We start from the raw sequence: 21,471 nt of genomic DNA on the forward strand, positions 1-21,471 counted from the left end.
CGCTCCTCCCCGAACCGTTTCCTCAGATGGATCAGCTTCGCAGCGTGCCGCCCGTCGCCTTTTCGACCGCCGTCACGATGCGCTTCGACACCGCGTCGATTTCCTCATCCGTCAGCGTCTTCTCGACCGGCTGAAGCGTCACTTCGATTGCGAGCGACTTTTTGCCCTCGCCGAGCGCGCCACCCTCGAAGACGTCGAACAGCGAGACATCGACGATCAGCTTCTTGTCGACACCGCGCGCGGCGCGGATCAACTGCTCGGCCGGGACGCCGTCATCGACAACAAAGGCGAAGTCGCGGCGGAGCGGCTGCAGGTCGGAAAGTTCGAGCGGTGGCCTGGCGCGCGTCGGTTTGCGCTTCGGGTCGGGTATCGCATGCGGGAACACCTCGAAGGCGACCATCGGCCCCGCCACATCCATCGCGTCGAGAATGCGCGGATGCAGTTCGCCAAAATAGCCCAGTACATTCTTCGGCCCGAGCCTGAAAACGCCGGAGCGGCCGGGATGATACCAGGATGGCGCGTCGGCGCTGACCTGCAGATTGGCGAGCGGCGCACCGAGCAGCAACAACAATGCCGCCGCATCGGCCTTGGCGTCCATCGCCTCGACCGGACCGCTCTTGCCCAGCCAGTGGCGGCCGCTTCCGAGTGGCCGCGCCGTGCCGCGGCGGATACCGCTTGCCGCCAGCAACTGACCGGAGGGCTCGTCGCTCTCGAATTGCTGGCCGACTTCGAACAGCGCCACGTCCGCGTGCCCACGCGCCATGTTGCGGCCCGCTGCCGCGATCAGTCCGGCAAGCAGGCTCGGGCGCATATGGCTCATGTCGGCCGAAATCGGATTGACAAGCTTCAGGCCCGGCACGGCATTGCCGCCGCCGAAAAGTTCGGCATGCGCCTCGGGAACGAAGGACCAGGTGACGGCCTCGACAAGTCCGCGTGCCGCCAGCGCGCGCCGCGCCAGACCCTCACGTTTCTGCCGCACCGAAAGCACCGGCTTTGCGACCGCATGAAGGCGCGGCAACGCAACCGACTTCACATTGTTCAATCCATGTACGCGAACGATCTCCTCGACGAGATCTGCTTGCCCGTCGATGTCGGGACGCCACGAAGGCACGGAGACTGACAGGTTCCCCGCCTCTTCCTTCACATCGAAGCCGAGCGCTGTCAGGATGCGCGTCACTTCCGAGACGGGTAGCGAAAGTCCGGTCAGCTTTTCGATGCGCGCGGAATCGAAGGCGATGGTCTTCGACGTGTCCGGCACCTTGCCTGCCACCACCAGCTTCGACGGTTCGCCGCCACAGATTTCGAGGATCATCTTCGTCGCGAGTTCGAGACCGGGCAGGACGAATTCGGGATCGACGCCGCGCTCGAAGCGGTAGCGCGCATCCGAGACGATGCCGGTATCGCGGCCGGTGCGCGCGGTGCGGTAAGGGTCGAAGTAGGCGCTTTCGACGAAGACATCCGTCGTCGCTGTCGTAGAGCCGGATGTTTCGCCGCCCATCACGCCGCCGAAACCGAGCACGCTCTCGTCGTCGGCGATGACGCACATATCCGGTCCGACATCGTATTCCTTGCCGTCCAGCGCCAGAAGTTTCTCACCATTCCGGCCGAGACGGGCGCGGATATCGCCCTTCAGCTTCGCCGCGTCATAGACATGCAGCGGGCGGCCGCGATCGAGCGAAATGAAGTTGGTGATATCGACCAGCGCGTTGATGGGGCGCAGACCCACCGCCTTCAGCCAGTTCTGCAGCCAGTCGGGCGACGGGCCGTTCCTGACACCACGGATCAGGCGTCCGGCGAAGACGGGACAAGCGTTTTCGGCGCCTGCGGGGAATTCGAGTTTGATGCCGACAGGGCTTTCGAACTTTCCTTCGACCGGCGGAAACGACCCTTCGCGCAAGCGACCAAGACCGGCGGCGGCGAGATCGCGCGCGATGCCATAGACACCGAGGCAGTCGGGGCGGTTCGGCGTGATGGCGATTTCGATGACCGGATCGCTGCGGCCGAGCACTTCGGCCGCCGGCGTGCCGACCTTCCAGTCGCCTTCGAGATCGATGATACCAACGTGATCGTCGGAAAGTTCAAGCTCGCGCTCCGAACACATCATGCCGTTCGATTCGACGCCGCGGATTTTGGTCGGCTTCAACACCATGCCGCTTGCCGGGATCGTCGCACCGGGCGGCGCGAAGACGCCGGTGAGGCCGGCACGGGCATTCGGCGCGCCGCAGACGACCTGCAACTGCTTCACCTCGCCCTCGACCAGCGCCTCGACTTTCAGCACCTGCAGTTTGTCGGCATCGGGATGCGGTTTTGCCTCCAGCACCTTCGCGACCGAGAACACGGCGAGTTTCTTCGCCGGGTCTTCCACACCCTCGACCTCAAGGCCGAGCATGGTCAGGCGCTCGGTGATCTCATCGAGCGTTGCATCGGTTTCGAGCGGCTGTTTCAGCCAGGAGAGGGTGAATTTCACGACGAGAGCCCTCCCGCCAGCGTCGGCACGTCTAGCGCGGCAAAGCCATAATGCCGGAGCCAGCGCAGGTCAGCTTCGAAAAAGGCGCGCAGATCCGGGATGCCGTATTTCAGCATCGCGATCCGGTCGAGCCCCATGCCGAAGGCGAAGCCCTGATATTTCTCCGGATCGATGCCGGACGAGCGCAGCACATTCGGATGCACCATGCCGCAGCCGAGAATTTCGAGCCAGTCGTCGCCCTCGCCGATGCGGATTTCATTGCCGAGGCGTGCGCAGCGCACATCGACTTCCATCGACGGCTCGGTGAAGGGGAAGAAGGAGGGACGCATGCGCAACTCCACACCTTCAACTTCGAAGAAGGCGCGCAGGAATTCCTCGAGCGTCCATTTGAGGTGCCCCATATGCGTCGCCTCGTCGACGACGAGGCCTTCGATCTGGTGGAATTGAGGCGTGTGCGTCTGGTCGCTGTCGCAGCGATAGGTGCGACCGGGGCAGATGAAGCGGAAGGGCGGCTTGCCGGCTTCCATGGTGCGCACCTGAACCGGACTCGTATGCGTGCGCAGCAGCATGCGCGAGCCGTCAGCCCTGGGCTCGAAATAGAAAGTATCGTGCATTTCGCGCGCCGGATGACCGTCGGGGAAGTTCAGTGCGCCGAAATTATAGTGATCGGTTTCGATATCGGGACCCTGCTCGACCGCAAAGCCCATATCGGCGAAGATCGCGATGACTTCGTCCCAGACCTGGCTCAGGGGATGAATACGGCCAGCCTCGAGCGGGCTTTCGCGGGCGGGCAGCGTCACGTCGATGCGTTCGCCGGCAAGCCGCGCTTCGAGTCCCGCCTCGTGCAGCGCCTGCTTGCGGACAGCGAGCGCCTCGGTCAGCCGGTCCTTGAGACCGTTCAGGGCCGGCCCCATTTCCTTGCGCTCATCCGGCGACATCGCGCCGAGGCCCTTCATCAACTCCGAGACCCGCCCCTTCTTGCCAAGCGCCGCGACGCGCACCGCGTCGAGCGTGTCGGCATCCATCGCATCGGCGATGGCGGTCGCGAATTCCGCTTCGAGCTTTTCGAGTTCGGCTTTGTCGGTCATGGCTTCATCCGCTCACATCATATCGCTCAATCGTCCCGGCGCCGCGCTGACTTTGCGGGCGGCTCCGGGCGACATGAGGGAAACGGCGTGCGAGCGAAAGTTCGACCGGCGGTCCGCCTCACCCCCCGGAAAGCGGCATGCGCCAGACGCATACCCCGGACGGGTGACCGGCTCCTGTCTCCGGCGTCAGCCCGCGCTCGTCAGTTGAGCGCGGCCTGAGCCTGCGTGACCAGAGCCTTGAAGGCCTCGGGCTCATGGATGGCGAGATCGGAGAGAACCTTGCGGTCCACCTCGATGCCAGCCTTGGCGAGGCCGTCGATAAATCGCGAATAGGTCAGGCCGTGCTCGCGAACGCCAGCATTGATGCGCTGGATCCAGAGGGCGCGGAAGTTGCGCTTCCTGGTGCGGCGGTCGCGATAGGCATATTGACCGGCCTTCTCGACCGCCTGGTTGGCGGTACGGAAGGTGTTCTTGCGGCGGCCGTAATAGCCCTTCGCCTTCTTGATGATCTTGCGGTGGCGGGCGTGTGCGGTAACGCCCCGTTTGACGCGCGACATGTGTTCAGCTCCTTTTCAGGGACAATTCCGGGTTCACGCGTAAGGCATGAAACTCTTGATGACGCGGGCGGCATCGGCATCCGCCATGATGGTCGTCCCGCGCTTGTTCCGGATCTGCTTGTTGGTCCGCTTGATCATTCCGTGACGCTTGCCGGTCTGACCGCGCTTGACCTTGCCTGAAGCGGTGAGCTTGAAGCGCTTCTTGGTCCCGCTCTTGGTCTTCAATTTGGGCATTTCGCTCTCCGTATCGTCAAAGGAACCCACCTTGAAGACCTTGAATTCTTTGAGGAATTCCGGATTTTGGCGGGTTCGGGTCATGGCATTTCGGACGGCCACGGCATGCCCTACAGGCCGGACCGCCCCGAAGGCGCGGATTTATAAGGGAAAAAGGCGGCAGGTCAAGCGGATGCGGCCCTCCGCGATCATGCTCAGGCTTGATGCGCATTACTTATGCGCATAGACTATGCGCATGCCAAAGAAAGCGGTCAATCTCTCGGTCGACGCGGAGCTCCTCGCCAAGGCGAAGGCTGCGAAGGTCAACCTCTCGTCAGTTCTCGAAGAAGCTCTTTCCCGAAGCGTCCGGGAAAGAGAGGAGCGGCGCTGGCGGGAGGAAAACAAGTCCGCCATCGAAGCCTATAACCGCTTCACCGAGGAAAACGGAATCTTCGGCGAAGACTTCCGGTCCTTCTGATGGCGGCTTTCGACATTCACGCCAATCCCGAGCCGCGAACGCGCAGCGTCCTGCCCTATGTCATCGAGTTGCAGACCGATCTGCTGAGCGACCTCAATACCCGGCTGGTCGCGCCCTTCGTCCCTGCGCAGCACTATCGGGGCGCCGTGCCACGCCTCAATCCGGTCGTCGACATTGCCGGCGAGCCGCATGTATTGCTCGTCCAGCAAATGGCGGCGCTACCGAAACATTTGCTCGCAGGATCGCCCGTCGAAAATGCGGAAGCACAGCGCTACGAGATCATCGCCGCGGTCGATTTTCTCGTAACCGGCATCTAGAGGATTTTCAATGAGCCGCTTTTTCGGAAAAGTCTGCCAGAACGGTTATGTGGTGCGCGACATCGAGGCCGCGCTGAAACACTGGACCGAAGTTCTCGGCATCGGCCCGTTTTTCTATATCGACCGTGTCCAATGCGACTGGTTCACCTATCGGGGCAAGCCTTCGCCGGTCGAGATGAGCATTGCGCTGGCCAATACAGGCGATCTGCAGATCGAGCTGATCCAGCAACGCAACGACGCGCCGTCGATGTATCTCGATTTCCTGAACGCGGGCCATGAAGGCCTGCAACACATGTCCTACTGGACGACCAACTATCAGGCAGATTACGACCGGGCGTTGGCCGCCGGCCACAAGGTCGGCCACGAAGGACAGATCGGCGGCGAGCAGGGGCGTTTCGTCTATTTCGACACCGAGACGCATCCCGGCACGGTGATCGAGATGTCGGATATCAGCGGGGCGAAGGGCAGGTTCTTCGCTCATATTCGCCGTGCCGCCGAGAACTGGGACGGGACGGACCCGATCCGCCCCGTCAAGTGACCGCTCAGCCGCAATAGACGCGTGTCACGACATCGTTGTCGTCGAGTTCGACGTTCAGACGGTCAGTGCGGTAGTCCTTGGTCACCATGTCGCCAGGACGGATGATGCGGATCGTCGCCACATTGCCGCCGGTCACCGTCTCCTTCGCATCGGCCCAGGGCCGCGCAACCCAGATAGCAAGCGCCTCGGCTGCGGCGCGGCAACCGGCCTCGGCCCTCTGGAACTCGGTCTGCATCTCGTCGCCTGCCGGATTCCCGTCATCGATCACATCCGAAGTCACGATACCCGCAGTCGCGTCCTCTCCCGCTGCCGTTTCCTCTTCCTTCTGGTCGCAAGCCGCGACCAGAAGCAGGCAGGACAACGCCAGCGCAGCCGACATATGTCTCATGTGAATGATCTCCCTTCGCCCCATCCCCGGGACCGCCAGCATGGCCGGAGCAGGGCTGCCACCGCAACGGTCTTTTCAGCGATCTTCTCCCTTCTTGACCAATTTCTTTAGTGTATTTACACTATGTATCTACACTAAATGGACGAACCCCATGGCACATGATCTCACGACCGACCAAGCCGAGCATCCCGACGTAGCACGTTATCGTGCAGCCCCCAGCGCGGCAGCGGAGTCCGAGACGCTATCGGCGCACTTCCTGCGCGATCTGATGATGGAATGCGGCGCCGACGATTGCGGCTTCGTGGCGGCGGACGATCCGTCGATCGGCCCGCAATCGGCATGGATCGAAGCATTGTTGCCCGGCGCCAGATCGCTGGTCGCGTTTGTCTGCCGCATGAACCGCGACACGGTGCGCACATCCGTCCGCTCGGTCGCAAACGAGGAATTTCATCAGACCTATGACGATGTGAACCAGGTCGCACGCCGGGCCGTGCGCCGGCTCGAAGAAATGGGTATCGGCGCCGTCAATCCCGCCGCCGCCTTTCCGATGGAGGCGCAGGCTTATCCCGCCGGCATGCGTGTCATTTCGCACAAGCCGATCGCCGAAGCCGCCGGCCTCGGCAAGATGGGCCTGCACCGAAACGTGATCCATCCGCGTTTCGGCAGCTTCGTCCTGCTCGGCACCATCGTCATCGACCGCGCGATCGACATGCCGTCCAAACCGCTCGACTATGCACCCTGCCTCGACTGCAAGCTCTGCGTTGCTGCCTGCCCGGTCGAGGCGATCGGGATGGACGGCACGTTCAATTTCTCGGCCTGCTACACGCACAACTACCGCGAATTCATGGGCGGCTTTGTCGACTGGGTGCATCAGGTCGTCGACGCCGAGGACGCCGACGACTACGACAAGCGCGTGACGCCGGGCGAAAGCGTCTCGATGTGGCAGAGCCTTTCCTTCAAGCCCGGATACAAGGCCGCCTATTGTCTAAGCGTCTGTCCGGCCGGCTCCGACGTGCTCGGCCCCTTCATCGAGGATCGTATCGACTATCGCAAGCGCACTCTCGACCCCCTCCTGGCAAAGCCCGAAACGGTCTATGTGCTGAAGGGATCGGACGCCGAAGAAAGCATTCCGAGGCGCCTCAAGACCAAGCAGATCAAAGTCGTTGATTACAGCATTTCCTCGGATGATCCCTTCAGCTTCCTGTTCGGCCTGACACTCACCTTCCAGCGCCGCAAGGCACGCGGGCTCGACGCGATCCTGGCGCTGATCATCTCCGACCGCGGACCGCTGACCGCAACCCTGCGCGTTCATGCTTCGCGCATCGAGATCGACTTCAAGGCGCCCGAGGTTTCCGACGCATCGTTGATGCTCGACTGGCAGACGCTGCAGACGATTTTCAGGGATGGTGTTTCGGTTGCCGACGCCATGGCGACGCACGGCGCGACGCTGACGGGCGACATCGCGACGGCGCAGGCGATCCGCAACTGTTTCCCGATCTATCGGGCGGCCGCGAGACTCACGTCCGTGCAATCAGGAGATGCAGCGACTTCCTGACGTCCGGCCAGTTGCTGCCGAGACTTTTTTCGATACTTGTCTGCGCCTTGTTCCAGAGCGGCAGCGCTTCGGTGAGCTTGCGGCGGCCGGCACGCGTCAGCTTCAGGCCAAGCGAGCGCCCCTCACCGGTCGGCACGGACTCGATCAGACCGGCCTCCTCAAGCAGCCTGACGTTGCGCACCAGGCTCGATCGCTCCAGCGCAAGCAGATCGGCCAGCGCCGAGAGCGATGTCATCCGACCCTCTTCGACGGCGATCAGCAAGGTGAATTGCGTGATCTTGAGACCGACCGGACGCAGCGCCTTGTCGTAGAGGCGCGTCAGCTTGCGTGCCGCCATGCGCACGCGCAGGGCCGCGCAGTTCTCACGAACATCCGCTTCTGTTGCTGCAGTCATGTCGAAACCCAAAAATGTATATACACAATACCAAATCATGGCCCAACGCGCAATTGCGGGCGCGGTGGGCCATCGATACCGATCAGAGGCTTCTACTGATTGACCTGCGCCTTCTTCACCGATGCCTCAACGACCGGGATTTCGTGGTCTTCGAGCGGCTTCATCCAGTTCTTCCGCATCAGCGCCGCCTCGATATAGGGCGCCAGGTCCTGCCGCTTCTTAGCCTCGCGTTCGGCAAGCTCCGCCTTGAACTCGGGCATCACCTCGGCGGCGAAGAGCTCCAGCGACTCGCAGATATGCGCATGCTTGTTGCGGCCGGCCTGTTGCATGAAGATCACCTGGTCGACGCCGGCATTCTGGAAGGCTCTGAGATGCGCCCGCATGTCGTCCGGCGTGCCGATGCCGGTGGCGATCGCATCGGCGCGCTTGCCGGCATCGATGATCTCCTGCGTGCGGTTGCCGCGTGCCTTGATGTAGTCGCCCCACATATCGGTGCGGCCCGGCACCGTGTCGTGTGCGACCAGCGCATTCAGCGCATAGCCGAAGAATTCGAAGCCTTCATGGCCGCGGCGGATCGCCTCGGCGCGGTCCTGATGCAGCGAGAAGTTCGAGACCATGGCGATGTTGGCGTTGACGCTGTGACCGATCGGCCGGCATTCCTCCGACTTGATGATGCCGTAATAGATTTCCGACCAGTGATGCGCTTCCTCCGGATCGAGGAAGGAAAAGGCCAGCGCGCCGACGCCCAGCGAAGCCGCGACCCTGATCGTGTCGCGATTGGTGCAGGCCATCCACATCGGCGGATGCGGGCGCTGCACCGGTTTCGGCAACACGTTGCGGCAGGGCATCGAGAAGTACTTGCCCTCGAAGCCCGGATAGGGATCGAGAACCATCATGTTGGCGATCTGCTCGCCGGCCTCAATGGCCATGGCGCGCTTTTCCTTGGCCGGAATATTGAAGCCGCCGAGCTCGAGCCGCGTTGCGCCCTCGCCGATTCCGAACTCGACCCGGCCATTCGACATGATGTCGAGCGTGGAGAGACCTTCGGCCGTGCGGGCGGGATGATTGTAGTTGGGGATCACCTGCCGGATGCCGTGCCCGAGTCGGATATTCTTCGTGACCGACGCGGCAGCGGCGAGAAAGACTTCCGGCGCCGAGGAATGCGAATATTCGTCAAGAAAGTGATGTTCGACTTCCCATGCGTGATCGAAGCCCAGCCGGTCGGCCAGCACGATCTGCTCCAGTGCCTCGTGGAAGAGCCGCGCCTCGTCGCCCTCGTTCCATGGCTTCGGCAACTGCAATTCATAAAACACGCCGAACTTCATCACGTCCCTCCCCTGTTCCGGTTTCTTGTTGGAGAGAGTATCGGCGATGGGACGGCCGGAATGCAAAGGGAGCTGGCACCGATCGGCCCCTATGGCGCACCTGACGCAGGGGAATGGCCAGAGGTCCGCCGGCGCATGCATTCCCGCTGCACCGCGCGGCGGCGCGCGGCATCGGCTTCGTCATCGAGGCGCTGGCGCAGCCGCTCATCGTCGAGCATGCGCAATTCCTCCTCCAGCGCCGCCATCTCCACTGCGCGGCGCATCACGTCCTGCGTCTCGTAGAAGGAACGCCGCACGCGCCGCCGTCGAATGCGGCGCCATATCGAGGCAATCGGCATGTCATCACCCGCCTGGCTGTCGCCGCCGCACAAACACCGCCAGGCGCCCGCCTTCGGCATTGTCGCGTTCTGCCGCGCGGCCGGCGCAACGTCCGACCCGCGCGATCACTCTTCCTGGTGACACGCCAGATAATACAGCCACTCAGGACCGCAACGTCAGTGCTTAACTCAATTGGATAACATCAATAATACAGCGGGTGGCTTTCCGGCCCGACACCATGGCCCATTTTGACGCGGCCGGCCGGAAACCGTCATATTGGCGCCCGGAGACTACAGGCCGGCCTGGCCATGATCCGGCGTTCGTGAGGGAACCGGTATGACGACACCGCTACAGATCGCCCATCGCGGCGGCGCGGGCCTCTGGCCCGAAAATACGATGGAAGCCTTCGAACGGGCCATTGCGATGGGCGCCGACGGCATCGAGCTCGACGTCCATCTCAGTCGCGACGGCCAGCTGGTTGTGCATCACGACGAAAGCCTGAAACCTGCCATTGCGCGCGGCGCCGATAAGCAATGGCTGCAGCGTCCGACGCCGTTGCTCAAGGATCTGACCCTCGCGCAACTTCGCATCTATGATGTCGGGCGGCTGCGGCCCGGTGCGGGCTATTCGTCACGCTATCCCGAACAGACATCCTTCGACGGGGCGCGCATTCCGCTTCTTGCCGATGTCTATGCGCTTGTCCGGCGCACAGCGAAACCCGGCTTCCGCCTCTATGTCGAACTCAAGACGGCCCTGCTCGACCTCACGCAATCGGCCGACCCGGCCGCCCTGGCCGACGCGGCCGTGGCGCTGACGCGCGCGCAGGGTCTGTCCGAAACCGTCACCTTCGTCTCCTTCGACTGGCGGGCGCTCAAGCGGGCCAGGGAAACCGCGCCCGACATCTGCAACGCCTTCACGACCCTGCCCTTCTTTCAGCTCGATCCGGCCGACCCCTCGGCGGCGCGGGACAAACCTGGATCGGAGGATGAGGCCATTCGCCGGGCATCAGCTGCCGGGGCGCCATGGACGGCCGGTTTCGACTGGCACAGACAACAAGGGACGCATTTCCCGGAACGCATGCTGCGCGCCATCGCATCGGGCCCCGCCGATGGCTGGTTTGCCTGGCATGGCGACGTCACGGTCGAAACGGCGGCGCTCGCGGCCGAACTCGGCCTTGCCGTTTCCTGCTGGACCGTCGACGAAGAAGCGGAAATGAAGCGGCTTGCCGCGCTCGGCGTCGAAGCGATCCTCACCGATCGGCCGGACCGCCTGAAGGCGTTGCTCGGATGAAAAAGGCCCGGCGGATCACCCGCCGGGCCTTCATTCGTCGCATGGCGGCAGCCGTTATTTCGGCGCCAGCACCATGATCATCTGACGGCCTTCGAGACGGGGCCAGGTTTCGACCTTGGCAATCTCCTCCAGCTCTTCCTTGACCTTGTTCAGGAGCTGCATGCCGAGCTCCTGATGGGCCATTTCGCGGCCGCGGAAGCGCAAGGTCACCTTCACCTTGTCGCCCTCCTCGAAGAAGCGATGGATCGCACGCATCTTCACGTCATAGTCATGCGTGTCGATGTTCGGGCGCATCTTGATTTCCTTGACCTCGACGGTCTTCTGCTTCTTGCGCGCCTCGTTGGCCTTCTTCTGGGCCTGATACTTGAATTTGCCGTAGTCGAGAAGCTTGCATACGGGAGGTTTCGCGTTCGGCGATACCTCGACCAGATCCAGTCCGGCCTCTTCGGCCATTCTGATCGCTTCATCGGTGGGGATGACGCCGCGCTTCTCGCCCTCGGCGTCGATCAGCAACACGGTCGGTTCATCGATCATTTCGTTTATGCGCGGGCCCTCTCGTGTGGGCGGCGCCTGCATCGGTCTGCGAGCTATGAACTCTTCTCCTTCAATCTGGCCCGGCCGCCGGATATGGCGTTTCGAGCGGTGCCGGGTCCCATGCAAGATTGCGCGGGATTGCGGGCTCCCGCCCGACGAAACCCGACTTCGGGTTCACTGACGGGCATTCCAAGGTGACAGCTATAGATTTCTCGGCCGCTGCCCGCAAGTCAAGAAAGTGGCGGGATTTCGTGACCGGGCGCGACGAGGCGCCATTGTGGCCTCGGCCACACACAAAAGCGCAGTCCGCGCGTCGCCGGACTGCCCTCCAGATCGTAGACCGCACCCGGACTTGCCCATGAAAGACGGCGGACGCGCGCCAGAAAAGCGGCGGCGCCCCGCGCAGCGCCGTCGGTCCAGACCTCGTCGGCAAGCCTGCCGGCCTGACCTGCGGCCATGCGCGTCGTCAGCAGGATCAGCCGCGATCCGGCATGACGTTTGCGCAGGGCTGCAAAAACAGCTGCCGCGCGTTCCGACCCACCGGCTCCAAACCAGATGACAATGATGGGCTCAGCGGCCAAGCAGGCGGTCATAGATACCAAGGGTCGTCTTGCACATGGACGCGACCGAATAATGCGCCGCCACATGAGCCTGCCCGCGCGCGCCCATCGCCGCACGGGCCTCACGCCCCCACGCAATCATCTGTTCCATGGCATCGGCCAATGCGCCCGCATCGCCCGGCGGTACGCAAAGACCCGTTGCAGCCCCTTCCGCCGTCAACACGGTTTCGCGCTGGCCGCCGGCATCGCTGACGATCACCGGACGTGCCGCCGCCTGGGCTTCGACCGCTGTCCGTCCGAAGGGTTCGGCCTCGATCGAGGGCGAAAGCACGATGTCGCTCAGCGCATAGGCCGCGCCCATGTCGTCGCAATGGCCGACAAGTCGAACATGTCGCTGCAGGCCGTCACGCGCGATCGCCCGGGCCAGTTCCGCCCGATACTCGTCGCGGCCCTGCGCATCGCCGACCAGCAGCAATGTGAAGCCCTCGATGCCGCGGGCCCGCAACAGACGTGCCGCCTCGACGGAGACGGCCTGCCCCTTCCAGCGCGTCAGGCGCGCCGGGTGAATGAAAATGACACCGGCGGCGCCATCGAGATTCCAGTGACTGCGCAGCGTCTCGATGCGACCCAGTGCGATGGCGGCCGGCGCCAATCCTTCGATATCGATACCGCGCGGCACGGTGAAGATGCGCGCCTCATCGGGTGCGTGAACGGCACGTATGCGCCCGGCGGTGAATTCGGAATTGGCGATCACCGCATCGCCGCGCGTCATCACCGAATTATAGAAGACTTTCAGGCGCGGCCTTTCATGCACACGCGAGTGATAGGTTGTCACGAAGGGAATTCCGGCGCGGTGCGCTGCGGCCAGTGCACTCCAGGCCGGCGCGCGGCTGCGCGCGTGAACGAGACCGATCTTTTCGCGCGCGATCAGCCGTGTCAGCCGTTCGACATTGAGCGCCATCACAACCGGGTTCTTCGAATGAACGGCCATTTCGACATGCCGCGCACCGGCCGCTTCAAGCTCGGCGACCATGCGCCCGCCCCGGCTCGCGACAAGCGCGTGACCACCCGCCGCGACAATGGCGCGCGCGACATCGACCGTCGTGCGCTCCGCACCGCCGGTTTCGAGCGCCGGCACAAGCTGCAGGATCGCGGCATTGCAGATATTTTCAAAAGCGTTGGACACGCGGACATCTCTGTTGGATGTATGACGGCAGCAGAAACGACAGCCGGCACAACAGACAATGACCGACGCTTCCCTTGCCCGCAAGCTCGACCGGCCCGGTCATGACGGCAGCGCGGGCGAAACGCTGGCCTGCCTGATCGACGCGCCCGCGACACCGGCCGGACCGACCGGCCTCACCTGGCTCGGCGGCTTCAAGTCCGAGATGACCGGCACCAAGGCGAGCGCCCTCAGCGATTGGGCGCAGGCGGCCGGACGGCACCTGCTGCGCTTCGACTACTATGCCCATGGCGCCTCCTCCGGCGACTTTCGCAAGGCAACCGTCGGACGCTGGCTCGACGATGCGCTGGCCGCCATCGATACGCTGGCGCAAGGCCCGCAGATTCTGGTCGGTTCCAGCATGGGCGGCTGGGTGGCGCTGCTCGCGGCGCTGGCACGTCCGGCGCGGGTCAAGGGGCTGGTCCTGATCGCGCCCGCGCCCGACTTCACGCAGGAATTGATGTGGGAGGGCTTTTCCGACGACATCAAATCGACGCTCGCACGCGACGGCATTTACCGCGCACCGTCCGAATACGACACGGAACCCTACGAAATCACCATGCGTCTGATCGAAGAGGGACGAAATCATCTGATCCTCGGCAAGCCGATCGTTCTCGACATGCCGGTTCGGATCCTGCAGGGCATGAAGGATCCGGACGTGCCATGGCAGCATGCGATGCGTCTCGTCGAAGCGCTGACGAGCGCCGATGTGACGATCGGGTTGAGCAAGGAAGGCGATCACCGCCTGTCGACACCGGCCGACATCGCGCGGCTGCAACAGACGATCGAATCCCTGCTTGCCGAAATCGAAGCCTAGTCGATCTGCGGCAGCATGCGGTCGGCCTTCTCGAAATAGGCACGGGCAAATTTCAGCAACTGACCATCGCTGGGATGATCGACCGTTTCGACACCGACAACCTTTTCGGCCAGCGGCGCATGCTTCGCCTGCAGGCGCTTCAGGAAACCGAGCTTCGCATTGGCCGGGCCGACGATCAGGACTTCGCCGATTCCATCGAGCTTCGCCGCCACTTCGTCGAAATAGGTCATGTCTTCCGACTCGCGCCAGCTTGCGCGTCCGCCGAGCTTGCTGTGGCCACGGCTGGTCGAGTGTTTCGGCGATATCGCCGTCGCATGGGCGTCATCCGCGTTGAAATCGAGGATGCGGGCTTCGTGATGGTCGATCCAGACGACGGCGTGGAAATGATGCGGCATAAGGCCTCCCGTTCTTGTTCGGCTGACTATATAGCAGGACCGCGCGCCGTCGCCCTGCGGCACAATGGCTCCGCTCAGGGATATGCCAGAAGCGCCTTCAGCCCTTCGCGATAGGTCGGATATTTGAGCGTCACGCCCAGTTCGTCACGGATCAGACGGTTCGAGACCCGCTTCGAATCCGCATAGAAGCTGCGCGCCATCGGCGTCAGTTCGGCCTTGTCGAAGGGAATTTCGGGCGGCGGCGGGCGTCCGAGAAGTTCGGCCGCATAGGCGACGACATCCTGCGGCGGGGCAGGTGCGTCGTCGCAGACATTATAGGCGGCCCCCGGACGGGGCCTGTCGATCGAGGCCTCGAGCACGGCCGCGATGTCGTCGACATGAATACGGGAGAAGACCTGTCCCGGCTTGACGATGCGCCGGGCCGTGCCGTCGAGGATGCCGCGCAACGGGTTGCGGCCCGGTCCGTAAATGCCGGCAAGACGGAAGATGTGCAGCGGCGCGCCGGTGCGGGTGGCGAAGGCGCGCCATGCCGCTTCGGCTTCGAGGCGCCGGCGGCCGCGCCGCGTACCGGGCGCGAGCGGCGTGCTTTCGTCGACCCAGCCGCCGCTCCGGTCGCCATAGACGCCGGTGGTCGAGAGATAGCCCATCCATTCGAGCTGCGGGGCAATGCGGGCGATGTCGGCCGCATGCATCGCCAGAACCGGATCGCCGTCCGCGCCCGGCGGCACCGACAGCAGCAGATGCGTCGTGCCGGCAAGTGCCGAGGCCGGATCGGCCAACGGATGGTCGCCGAAAATGAAGCAATCGATTCCCTCGGCGCGCAGACGCGCTGCCTTTTCCTCGTGCCGGCAGGTCCCCGCAATGGCGAAACCGCGCGCGGCGAGACGGCGGCCGAGCGCGGCAGCGCTGAAGCCGTAGCCAAAGCTGAAAAGGCGCGGGTGCAGGTTCATCGCCATCCTGTCCATGGTTTCACTTGCCAGATTGTACAGCCTGAACGAGGCTGGCGCGCATGAAAGCGTTTGTCCTGCCGATTTTCCTTCTGGCCGCCCTGCTCGCCGCCCCGCCCGCCCGGGCCGAGGCCACCTACGAGAGCTGCGCCGCGCTGGCCGAGCGCGACCCCGAGGCGGCGCTCAACATGGCGCAAACGCTCAAGCTTCGCCGCGGCGAGGACGAAGCCGCCGGGATGCATTGCGAGGCGCTGGCGCTTGTCGCGGCGGGACGGCCGGCCGATGCGGCGCCGGTGTTCTATGAGCTTGCCGAGCGGATGGTGCAGGCGGCCGACGAACTCCGCGCGCCGGTCTATGCGCAGGCCGGCGATGCCTGGGCGCTGGCCGGCCAGCCGGCACAGGCGCGGCGCGCCTATGACCAGGCGATCGCCCGCATGCCCGACGCGGCGCCCTACCGGCTCGGGCGGGCGCGGATGCAGGCGCTGGAGGAAGACTGGGAGGGCACGCGCGACGACGCCGCCGAGGCGCTGGCGCTCGATCCCTGGCTGATCGAGGCGATGCTGCTGCGGGCGGCCGCCAACCGCGTCCTGGGCTTTCCGCAGGCCGCCCTGGTCGATGCCAACAAGGCGGTCGAGGCGCGGCCGCATGATCTCGAGGCGCTGGTCGAACGCGGCCGCGTGCATCTGGCGCTGGGCGACCGCCGATCGGCCTGGGCCGACTGGCAAAGCGCGCTCGACTATGCGGCCGCCACCGGACGCACGGATCACCCCGCCGCCGCGGCCGCGCGGCAATATCTCAGCCGCTGACGCGCCGCCATTCGGCACGCACATCTTCATCCGACTCCCTCTCGAGCGCAGCGGCAGCGCCCTGGCGCAATTCCTCGTCTGCGCCCAGTTCGGCCAGTGCCCAGACCGCCATGCCGCGCACCAGCGGCGAGGCGTCGGCCAGCAGCGGCCGGACGATAGCGGCAAGCGCGGCATCGCCTGTATTGCCGATGGCGATCAGCACATTGCGGATGAAGCGGTCGCGGCCGATACGCTTGACCGGCGAGCCGGAAAAGCGGGCGCGAAAGCCGGCATCGTCGAGCCGCGCCAGTTCCGCCAGCAGCGGCGCCCGCAGATCGTCGCGGGCGACGAAGGCGGCCTCGCGTGCCGATTGCGCGAACTTGTTCCAGGGGCAGACGGCCAGACAATCGTCGCAGCCATAGATGCGATTGCCCATGGGTTTGCGGAATTCGAGTGCGATCGGGCCCTTGTGCTCGATGGTCAGATAGGAAATGCAGCGCCGCGCATCGAGCTGGTAGGGCGCCGGAAACGCCTTTGTCGGACAGATGTCGAGACAGCGGCGGCAGTCGCCGCAACGGTCGTCGTGGCGCGCATCGGGCGCGAATTCGAGCGTGGTCAAGATCGCCCCGAGAAAGAACCACGAACCGAGCCGGCGCGAGACCAGATTGGTGTGCTTGCCCTGCCAGCCGAGACCGGCGGCCTCAGCCAGCGGCTTTTCCATCACTGGCGCGGTATCGACAAAGACCTTCACCTCCGCGCCGCTGGTTTCGGCCAGCCAGCGCGCCACCATCTTCAGACGTTTCTTGACGAGGTCGTGATAGTCGCGATTGCGCGCATAGACCGAGATCGCCGCGCGGTCGCGCCGCGCGAGCAGTTCGAGCGGGTCGCTGTCCGGCCCGTAGGTCATGGCCAGCATGATGACCGATTTCGCCGCCGGCCAGAGTGTCAGCGGATCGGCGCGGCGCGCGGCGGTCGCCGCCATCCAGCCCATGTCGCCCTGGCGCCCTTGCGCGAGCCAGGCCGACAGGCGCGCCGGCAGATCGGGACGCGCATCGGCCCGCGCGATCCCGGCATCGTCGAAACCCGCTTCCTTCGCGCGCCGGAAAAGTTCGGCACGCAATCCGTCGAGCTCGGTCGCGGCGTCAGAAGTCGAGATTGGCATAGAGCTTGGGCGGCGGCATGCCGGGAATGTGGTCGGCCAGAATCTGGCGGAAGCCGGGGCGCGACTTGATGCGGACATACCAGTCCTTGGCGCCCTGGTACTGGCTCCAGGGCACGTCGCCGACATAATCAAGACAGGACAGATGTGCCGCCGCCGTCAGATCGGCCAGCGTCATCGCCTCGCCGGCCAGCCAGCTGCGCGTTTCCATCAGGTAGCAGATATAGTCGAGGTGATAGCGCAGATTGTGAAGTGCGGCGCGCACCACCGGCATCTCCGGCGCCCCGCCGCCTTCCGCTGCGCTCAGAAACCGCCGCGTCACCTTTTCGAACAGCAATCCGTCGCTGACCTCCATGGCAAATTTCCGGTCGAACCAGTCGACCAGGCGGCGCGTCTCGGCGCGCTCGCGCGGGTTTCCCGGCAACAACGCGACGTCGGAAGCGGTCTCTTCGAGATATTCGGCAATCGCGGTCGCGCCGCAGATCGGCTCGCCCTCGTCTTCGACCATCACCGGCACTTCGCCGGCCGGATTGAGGGCCAGGAATTCGTGCCGCCGCTCCCAGTCGCGCTCCTCGACCAGCTCGAAAGGCAGGCCCTTTTCGGCCAGCACCAGACGCACCTTGCGGCAGGCGGGCGAAATCGGAAGATGATAAAGCTGGCGCATCGGTCCTTTTATTCTTCACTCGGCGTTGCGCGGAGAGCCTGGGCTCAGCTTGCGTTGGCGCGCTCGAACTGCCCGGTGCGGCGGAAGCGATAGAGATAGGTCGGCAGCACGGCGGCAAGTGCCGTCGGCGCGATGCCGAGACCTTCGAGCGTGCAGCCCTCGGCCTTCGCCGCATCGCTCGCCACATTGTCGAGCGCGAGAAGGCGCAGCTGGTCGAGGGTCAGCAGCGGATGGGGCAGCAATTGCAGGACGGCCGCCTGAACACGCGCCAGCGCGAACGGCACCGGCACCAGCAGCCGCGACCGGCCGGTTTCATGCAGCACGATTTCCATCAGTTCACGGAAGGTCAGCACCTCCGGTCCGCCAAGCTCATAGGTGCGACCGGCCGCGTCGCCGCGCTCGAGCACGCGCACAACCGCCTCGGCGACATCCTTGACATAGACCGGCTGGAAGCGCGTCGCGCCGCCGCCGATCAGCGGCAGGATCGGCGAGAGCCGCGCCATGCCGGCGAAGCGATTGAAGAAGTCGTCTTCCGGACCGAACACGATCGAGGGCCGCAGCACGACGGCACCCGCAATCACCGCGCGCACGGCGGCCTCGCCTTCGGCCTTCGAACGGGCATAGGTGGAGGGGCTGTCGGGATCGGCACCGATGGCCGACATCTGGACGAAGCTGGCAATGCCGGCCGCCGCCGCGGCGCGGGCGACGCGATCGGCGCCTTCGGCCTGCACGGCGGCGAATTTCTGCTTGCCGCTTTCATGCAGAATGCCGACCAGATTGACGACCGCATCGGCGCCTTCGACCGCGGCGGCCACCGAGGCATCGTCGCGGATATTGGCCTGCACCGGCTCGACCTGACCGACCACGCCCATCGGGCGCAGGAACTGGGCATTGTTGGGCTGGCGTACCGCCACGCGCAGGCGATAGCCGCGCCGGGCCAGCGCCTGCACCGTATGACGGCCGACAAAGCCCGAACCGCCGAATACCGTGATGGTGGCGCCCGGCCCCGGATTCGCCCTGCTGGTCGTCTCGCCCGTCCCGTCTGCGCTCATTCTTGCCTCTCACATCGTCTGCCGGCAGCCCGGCAAGCCTCTTGCCGGCCGGTCACCGCGCCGGCCGCTCCCTAGATAACCCATCGGCGGCGCGCGGCAAAGAGCGGGACGGGCGGCGAAAGATGCAAGATCGCCACGCCGCAACGGGTCTCCTCCATTGACATTGTCAGAGCCCCTATTTAAGCAACGCAGCAAGTGCCCAGGTGGCGGAATTGGTAGACGCACCAGCTTCAGGTGCTGGCGCTCGCAAGGGCGTGGAAGTTCGAGTCTTCTCCTGGGCACCATTCCTTTCAGGCGGCGGCAACCGGTTTCCTGACCGGATCGCCCGCTGCCCGCCCTTCGGGGCCAAGCGGAGCCAGTACATGGCGGTCACGCTGCACAAGGGCGATCTGCCGGACGGCCTGGCCTTCGGCAGCAGCGTCGCCGTCGACACCGAGACGATGGGCCTCAATCCCGCGCGCGACCCGCTCTGCGTCGTGCAGCTGTCGGCGGGTGACGGCAACGCCCATATCGTCCAGCTCGATCGCGGCACCTATCGCGCACCCAATCTGCGGGCGCTGATGGGCGATGCGTCGGTCCTGAAGATTTTCCATTTTGCCCGCTTCGACGTTGCGACGATCCAGCGCCATCTCGGCGTCGTCACCGCGCCGGTCTATTGCACCAAAATCGCCTCGAAGCTGGTGCGCACCTATACCGACCGGCACGGGCTGAAGGATCTGGCGCGCGAACTGGTCAATGTCGACATGTCGAAGCAGCAGCAAAGCTCCGACTGGGGCGCCGAAACGCTCAGCGAGGCGCAACTGGCCTATGCCGCCTCCGATGTTCTCCACCTGCACGAAATCAAGACCATCCTCGACGACATGCTGGCCCGCGAAGGCCGCACGGAGCTCGCCAAGGCCTGCTTTGCCTTCCTTCCGGTCCGTGCCGCGCTCGATCTCGCGGGCTGGCCCGAAGAGGATATTTTCGCGCATTGATCCGGCAACGGCCCGCAGGAACGGCACGTCCGCACCCTTCGTTGACGCTGTGCGGCGCTGACGCGCATACTTGCAACCCGGCGGGGCTTCGGGCTCGGGCGATGTGGAGCAGATACGTATGAGCCAGGGGTCCGGCGAGACCGAGACCGGCGAAGGAGCGACCCGGTTGCGGCCGGCGCGCGCCGCGGGCGCCTATCCGCGGCCGCGCGGTCCGGCGCGGCCGCAAAGCCGCTACAGCTATTTCGTGACGCTGATGAAGGTGGCCCTGCCGCTCGGCGCGATCGCGCTGCTGGCGGTCATCCTCTCCTATTCGGGTGTCTTCGAGAGCGACGACCGGCTCGATGTCGCCTTTCGCGAAATCGAGACGCGGCCGGACGACCTTCGGATGGTCAGTCCGCGCATTGCCGGCGTGACGCGCGAGGGTCGTCCCTATGTCATCAGCGCCGACAATGCGACGCAGGACGCCAACCGGCCCAATTTCGTGGTGCTGGAGAATATCAGCGCCGAAATGAAGCGCGACGAGGCCGCTGGCATGGAAAGCGAATGGATCACGCTGACGGCAGCGGGCGGACTTCTCGACTCCGAAAGCCAGACGCTCGAACTGACAGAAACGATCGACATCGCCACGGCGCAGGGCTACGCCTTTCATGGCAGCCGGGCCACCGTCGATTTCGAGGCGGGCACCGTGACCAGCGACCACGAAGTCACGGGCGAAGGCCCGCTTGGCACCTTGCGTGCCGACCGCATGACGGCCGATCATACGGGGCGTGTCATGCGCTTCGAGGGCCGGGTGAAATTGCTGATCCATCCCGATCGGCCGAGCGAGGGGGACTGACATGAGGGCGAGGACTGGGGGGATGAAGGCTGCCGCAGGGCGGCGGGCGGCGCTTGCCGGGCTTGCGCTGCTGGTCGCCATGGGGCTCGGCAGCGCGCCGGCAGCGGCGCAATCGTCGGGTCTGGTCGGCGGCGGGTTCGCCAATGATCCCAAACAGCCGATCGAAATCGAGGCCGATGCGCTCGAAGTCGAGGATGCCAGACAAAGCGCCACTTTCACCGGCAATGTGCTGGTGACACAGGGCGAGGTCCGGATGCGGGCCGACCGGCTGGTGGTCTTCTACGCCTCGAGCCGGGCCGGCGGCGGTTCGGGCATCGAACGTATCCGCGCGACCGGCAAGGTCCATATGACAGCGCCCGACGACCAGTCGGCCAGCGGCGATTGGGCCGATTACAAGGTCGAAAGCCGGCAGATCGAGATGGGGGACAACGTCCTGCTGCGCCAGGGCGAAAACGTTATCCGCGGCGCGCGACTCCATGTCGATCTCGACAGCGGCAAGGCCCGCGTGGCCGGTGGCACCCCGTCCGAAACTGGCGGAACGGGCCGGGTTCGCGGGCTGTTTCACCCCGGCGGAGACTGATACCGGGCCGAAAGGGCTT

General features: G+C 64.8%; 26 protein-coding genes and 1 tRNA gene. 11 read left to right on the forward strand and 16 right to left on the reverse strand.

Annotation, left to right across the window (positions count from 1 at the left end; all coding sequences use genetic code 11):
* Window positions 1-31: 31 nt before the first annotated feature.
* The 4 genes from pheT to rpmI form a co-directional block, all read right to left on the reverse strand.
* Window positions 32-2,467 (reverse strand): phenylalanine--tRNA ligase subunit beta, encoded by a 2,436-nt coding sequence (gene pheT / locus AAC071_RS08105; RefSeq protein ID WP_339831534.1) that lies wholly within the window; start codon window positions 2,465-2,467, stop codon window positions 32-34.
* A complete protein-coding gene (pheS, locus tag AAC071_RS08110) occupies window positions 2,464-3,555 on the reverse strand; it encodes a phenylalanine--tRNA ligase subunit alpha (RefSeq protein ID WP_339831536.1) in 1,092 nt (363 codons plus the stop codon). Before pheS ends, pheT begins: the two co-directional genes overlap by 4 nt.
* 200 nt (window positions 3,556-3,755) lie before the next feature.
* Window positions 3,756-4,112, reverse strand: coding sequence for a 50S ribosomal protein L20 (gene rplT / locus AAC071_RS08115; protein WP_304733843.1), 357 nt, complete (start codon window positions 4,110-4,112; stop codon window positions 3,756-3,758).
* Between the two features lie 33 nt (window positions 4,113-4,145).
* A complete protein-coding gene (gene rpmI, locus AAC071_RS08120) occupies window positions 4,146-4,346 on the reverse strand; it encodes a 50S ribosomal protein L35 (protein ID WP_339831537.1) in 201 nt (66 codons plus the stop codon).
* A 229-nt stretch (window positions 4,347-4,575) separates the two neighbouring features.
* On the opposite strand from rpmI, the gene AAC071_RS08125 reads away from it, so the two are divergent.
* Genes AAC071_RS08125 through AAC071_RS08135 form a run of 3 tightly spaced genes read left to right on the forward strand, consistent with a single transcriptional unit; the run spans window position 4,576 to window position 5,658 of the window.
* Window positions 4,576-4,803: a type II toxin-antitoxin system CcdA family antitoxin gene (locus tag AAC071_RS08125; protein ID WP_339831538.1), complete on the forward strand. Its 228-nt coding sequence runs from the start codon at window positions 4,576-4,578 to the stop codon at window positions 4,801-4,803.
* Window positions 4,803-5,120 carry a CcdB family protein gene (locus AAC071_RS08130; protein WP_339831539.1) on the forward strand — a complete coding sequence of 106 codons (318 nt, stop codon included), beginning with the start codon at window positions 4,803-4,805 and terminating at the stop codon, window positions 5,118-5,120. Before AAC071_RS08125 ends, AAC071_RS08130 begins: the two co-directional genes overlap by 1 nt.
* Before the next feature lie 10 nt (window positions 5,121-5,130).
* Window positions 5,131-5,658: a VOC family protein gene (locus tag AAC071_RS08135; protein ID WP_339831541.1), complete on the forward strand. Its 528-nt coding sequence runs from the start codon at window positions 5,131-5,133 to the stop codon at window positions 5,656-5,658.
* A gap of 4 nt (window positions 5,659-5,662) precedes the next feature.
* On the opposite strand, the gene AAC071_RS08140 is transcribed toward AAC071_RS08135, so the two are convergent.
* Window positions 5,663-6,046 (reverse strand): I78 family peptidase inhibitor, encoded by a 384-nt coding sequence (locus tag AAC071_RS08140; RefSeq protein WP_339831542.1) that lies wholly within the window; start codon window positions 6,044-6,046, stop codon window positions 5,663-5,665.
* A 151-nt stretch (window positions 6,047-6,197) separates the two neighbouring features.
* Here AAC071_RS08140 and AAC071_RS08145 point away from each other — a divergent pair, with 151 nt between their 5' ends.
* Window positions 6,198-7,601 carry a 4Fe-4S ferredoxin gene (locus AAC071_RS08145; protein ID WP_339831544.1) on the forward strand — a complete coding sequence of 468 codons (1,404 nt, stop codon included), beginning with the start codon at window positions 6,198-6,200 and terminating at the stop codon, window positions 7,599-7,601.
* On the opposite strand, the gene AAC071_RS08150 is transcribed toward AAC071_RS08145, so the two are convergent.
* The 3 genes from AAC071_RS08150 to AAC071_RS08160 form a co-directional block, all read right to left on the reverse strand.
* Entirely contained in the window at window positions 7,564-7,995 is a 432-nt protein-coding gene (locus AAC071_RS08150) for a MarR family winged helix-turn-helix transcriptional regulator (protein WP_339831546.1), read from the reverse strand. The two genes, AAC071_RS08145 and AAC071_RS08150, sit on opposite strands and share 38 nt — an antisense overlap.
* A gap of 92 nt (window positions 7,996-8,087) precedes the next feature.
* A complete protein-coding gene (locus AAC071_RS08155; RefSeq protein ID WP_339831548.1) occupies window positions 8,088-9,320 on the reverse strand; it encodes an LLM class flavin-dependent oxidoreductase in 1,233 nt (410 codons plus the stop codon).
* An 89-nt stretch (window positions 9,321-9,409) separates the two neighbouring features.
* On the reverse strand, window positions 9,410-9,658 hold the full coding sequence (locus AAC071_RS08160) for a hypothetical protein (protein ID WP_339831549.1): 249 nt from the start codon (window positions 9,656-9,658) through the stop codon (window positions 9,410-9,412).
* Between the two features lie 316 nt (window positions 9,659-9,974).
* Between AAC071_RS08160 and AAC071_RS08165 the strand changes: the two genes are divergently transcribed.
* Window positions 9,975-10,928, forward strand: coding sequence for a glycerophosphodiester phosphodiesterase family protein (locus AAC071_RS08165; RefSeq protein ID WP_339831550.1), 954 nt, complete (start codon window positions 9,975-9,977; stop codon window positions 10,926-10,928).
* Window positions 10,929-10,982: 54 nt separating this feature from the next.
* On the opposite strand, the gene infC is transcribed toward AAC071_RS08165, so the two are convergent.
* The 3 genes from infC to AAC071_RS08180 all read right to left on the reverse strand — a co-directional run bounded on the left by infC (window position 10,983) and on the right by AAC071_RS08180 (window position 13,208).
* Window positions 10,983-11,504, reverse strand: coding sequence for a translation initiation factor IF-3 (gene infC, locus AAC071_RS08170; RefSeq protein WP_339831551.1), 522 nt, complete (start codon window positions 11,502-11,504; stop codon window positions 10,983-10,985).
* A 188-nt stretch (window positions 11,505-11,692) separates the two neighbouring features.
* Window positions 11,693-12,043 (reverse strand): hypothetical protein, encoded by a 351-nt coding sequence (locus AAC071_RS08175; RefSeq protein WP_339831553.1) that lies wholly within the window; start codon window positions 12,041-12,043, stop codon window positions 11,693-11,695.
* Window positions 12,033-13,208: a glycosyltransferase family 4 protein gene (locus AAC071_RS08180; RefSeq protein WP_339831555.1), complete on the reverse strand. Its 1,176-nt coding sequence runs from the start codon at window positions 13,206-13,208 to the stop codon at window positions 12,033-12,035. The genes AAC071_RS08175 and AAC071_RS08180 overlap by 11 nt, the downstream gene beginning before the upstream one ends.
* Before the next feature lie 58 nt (window positions 13,209-13,266).
* Here AAC071_RS08180 and AAC071_RS08185 point away from each other — a divergent pair, with 58 nt between their 5' ends.
* Window positions 13,267-14,061: an alpha/beta hydrolase gene (locus AAC071_RS08185; RefSeq protein WP_339831557.1), complete on the forward strand. Its 795-nt coding sequence runs from the start codon at window positions 13,267-13,269 to the stop codon at window positions 14,059-14,061.
* Here AAC071_RS08185 and AAC071_RS08190 read toward each other — a convergent pair.
* Together AAC071_RS08190 and AAC071_RS08195 are read right to left on the reverse strand one after the other, a co-directional pair.
* Entirely contained in the window at window positions 14,058-14,456 is a 399-nt protein-coding gene (locus AAC071_RS08190) for a translational machinery protein (protein WP_339831560.1), read from the reverse strand. The two genes, AAC071_RS08185 and AAC071_RS08190, sit on opposite strands and share 4 nt — an antisense overlap.
* Before the next feature lie 74 nt (window positions 14,457-14,530).
* A complete protein-coding gene (locus tag AAC071_RS08195; protein ID WP_339831561.1) occupies window positions 14,531-15,421 on the reverse strand; it encodes an SDR family oxidoreductase in 891 nt (296 codons plus the stop codon).
* Between the two features lie 44 nt (window positions 15,422-15,465).
* On the opposite strand from AAC071_RS08195, the gene AAC071_RS08200 reads away from it, so the two are divergent.
* Window positions 15,466-16,209: a hypothetical protein gene (locus AAC071_RS08200; protein WP_339831563.1), complete on the forward strand. Its 744-nt coding sequence runs from the start codon at window positions 15,466-15,468 to the stop codon at window positions 16,207-16,209.
* On the opposite strand, the gene queG is transcribed toward AAC071_RS08200, so the two are convergent.
* The 3 genes from queG to AAC071_RS08215 are packed head-to-tail and all read right to left on the reverse strand — an operon-like array spanning window position 16,199 to window position 19,063.
* The gene (gene queG / locus AAC071_RS08205; RefSeq protein WP_339831564.1) at window positions 16,199-17,350 is read right to left on the reverse strand and encodes a tRNA epoxyqueuosine(34) reductase QueG; all 1,152 of its coding nucleotides are present in this window, start codon (window positions 17,348-17,350) and stop codon (window positions 16,199-16,201) included. The two genes, AAC071_RS08200 and queG, sit on opposite strands and share 11 nt — an antisense overlap.
* A complete protein-coding gene (locus AAC071_RS08210; RefSeq protein ID WP_339831566.1) occupies window positions 17,331-18,011 on the reverse strand; it encodes a glutathione S-transferase family protein in 681 nt (226 codons plus the stop codon). The genes queG and AAC071_RS08210 overlap by 20 nt, the downstream gene beginning before the upstream one ends.
* Before the next feature lie 44 nt (window positions 18,012-18,055).
* A complete protein-coding gene (locus AAC071_RS08215) occupies window positions 18,056-19,063 on the reverse strand; it encodes a complex I NDUFA9 subunit family protein (RefSeq protein ID WP_339831568.1) in 1,008 nt (335 codons plus the stop codon).
* A 197-nt stretch (window positions 19,064-19,260) separates the two neighbouring features.
* Between AAC071_RS08215 and AAC071_RS08220 the strand changes: the two genes are divergently transcribed.
* From AAC071_RS08220 to lptA, 4 genes are all read left to right on the forward strand, one after another.
* Window positions 19,261-19,347, forward strand: a tRNA-Leu gene (locus AAC071_RS08220).
* 78 nt (window positions 19,348-19,425) lie between these two features.
* Entirely contained in the window at window positions 19,426-20,037 is a 612-nt protein-coding gene (locus tag AAC071_RS08225) for a ribonuclease H-like domain-containing protein (RefSeq protein ID WP_339831570.1), read from the forward strand.
* Window positions 20,038-20,155: 118 nt separating this feature from the next.
* Window positions 20,156-20,872, forward strand: coding sequence for an LPS export ABC transporter periplasmic protein LptC (gene lptC / locus AAC071_RS08230; protein ID WP_339831572.1), 717 nt, complete (start codon window positions 20,156-20,158; stop codon window positions 20,870-20,872).
* A 22-nt stretch (window positions 20,873-20,894) separates the two neighbouring features.
* Window positions 20,895-21,452, forward strand: coding sequence for a lipopolysaccharide transport periplasmic protein LptA (gene lptA, locus AAC071_RS08235; RefSeq protein ID WP_339831574.1), 558 nt, complete (start codon window positions 20,895-20,897; stop codon window positions 21,450-21,452).
* The last annotated feature ends 19 nt before the right edge of the window (window positions 21,453-21,471 follow it).

It is taken from the genome of uncultured Parvibaculum sp. (genome assembly GCF_963975745.1).
GTDB lineage: Bacteria > Pseudomonadota > Alphaproteobacteria > Parvibaculales > Parvibaculaceae > Parvibaculum.

Coding starts and splice junctions, on each gene's coding strand:
- AAC071_RS08160 (WP_339831549.1), bottom strand. CDS start 9,658: ATGCCGATTGCCTCGATATGGCGCCGCATTCGACGGCGGCGCGTGCGG.
- AAC071_RS08185 (WP_339831557.1), top strand. CDS start 13,267: ATGACCGACGCTTCCCTTGCCCGCAAGCTCGACCGGCCCGGTCATGAC.
- AAC071_RS08215 (WP_339831568.1), bottom strand. CDS start 19,063: ATGAGCGCAGACGGGACGGGCGAGACGACCAGCAGGGCGAATCCGGGG.
- AAC071_RS08165 (WP_339831550.1), top strand. CDS start 9,975: ATGACGACACCGCTACAGATCGCCCATCGCGGCGGCGCGGGCCTCTGG.
- AAC071_RS08150 (WP_339831546.1), bottom strand. CDS start 7,995: ATGACTGCAGCAACAGAAGCGGATGTTCGTGAGAACTGCGCGGCCCTG.
- AAC071_RS08195 (WP_339831561.1), bottom strand. CDS start 15,421: ATGGACAGGATGGCGATGAACCTGCACCCGCGCCTTTTCAGCTTTGGC.
- rpmI (WP_339831537.1), bottom strand. CDS start 4,346: ATGCCCAAATTGAAGACCAAGAGCGGGACCAAGAAGCGCTTCAAGCTC.
- AAC071_RS08190 (WP_339831560.1), bottom strand. CDS start 14,456: ATGCCGCATCATTTCCACGCCGTCGTCTGGATCGACCATCACGAAGCC.
- AAC071_RS08225 (WP_339831570.1), top strand. CDS start 19,426: ATGGCGGTCACGCTGCACAAGGGCGATCTGCCGGACGGCCTGGCCTTC.
- pheS (WP_339831536.1), bottom strand. CDS start 3,555: ATGACCGACAAAGCCGAACTCGAAAAGCTCGAAGCGGAATTCGCGACC.
- AAC071_RS08130 (WP_339831539.1), top strand. CDS start 4,803: ATGGCGGCTTTCGACATTCACGCCAATCCCGAGCCGCGAACGCGCAGC.
- lptC (WP_339831572.1), top strand. CDS start 20,156: ATGAGCCAGGGGTCCGGCGAGACCGAGACCGGCGAAGGAGCGACCCGG.
- AAC071_RS08210 (WP_339831566.1), bottom strand. CDS start 18,011: ATGCGCCAGCTTTATCATCTTCCGATTTCGCCCGCCTGCCGCAAGGTG.
- infC (WP_339831551.1), bottom strand. CDS start 11,504: ATGCAGGCGCCGCCCACACGAGAGGGCCCGCGCATAAACGAAATGATC.
- lptA (WP_339831574.1), top strand. CDS start 20,895: ATGAAGGCTGCCGCAGGGCGGCGGGCGGCGCTTGCCGGGCTTGCGCTG.
- queG (WP_339831564.1), bottom strand. CDS start 17,350: ATGCCAATCTCGACTTCTGACGCCGCGACCGAGCTCGACGGATTGCGT.
- AAC071_RS08135 (WP_339831541.1), top strand. CDS start 5,131: ATGAGCCGCTTTTTCGGAAAAGTCTGCCAGAACGGTTATGTGGTGCGC.
- AAC071_RS08145 (WP_339831544.1), top strand. CDS start 6,198: ATGGCACATGATCTCACGACCGACCAAGCCGAGCATCCCGACGTAGCA.
- rplT (WP_304733843.1), bottom strand. CDS start 4,112: ATGTCGCGCGTCAAACGGGGCGTTACCGCACACGCCCGCCACCGCAAG.
- AAC071_RS08140 (WP_339831542.1), bottom strand. CDS start 6,046: ATGAGACATATGTCGGCTGCGCTGGCGTTGTCCTGCCTGCTTCTGGTC.
- AAC071_RS08200 (WP_339831563.1), top strand. CDS start 15,466: ATGAAAGCGTTTGTCCTGCCGATTTTCCTTCTGGCCGCCCTGCTCGCC.
- AAC071_RS08155 (WP_339831548.1), bottom strand. CDS start 9,320: ATGAAGTTCGGCGTGTTTTATGAATTGCAGTTGCCGAAGCCATGGAAC.
- AAC071_RS08125 (WP_339831538.1), top strand. CDS start 4,576: ATGCGCATGCCAAAGAAAGCGGTCAATCTCTCGGTCGACGCGGAGCTC.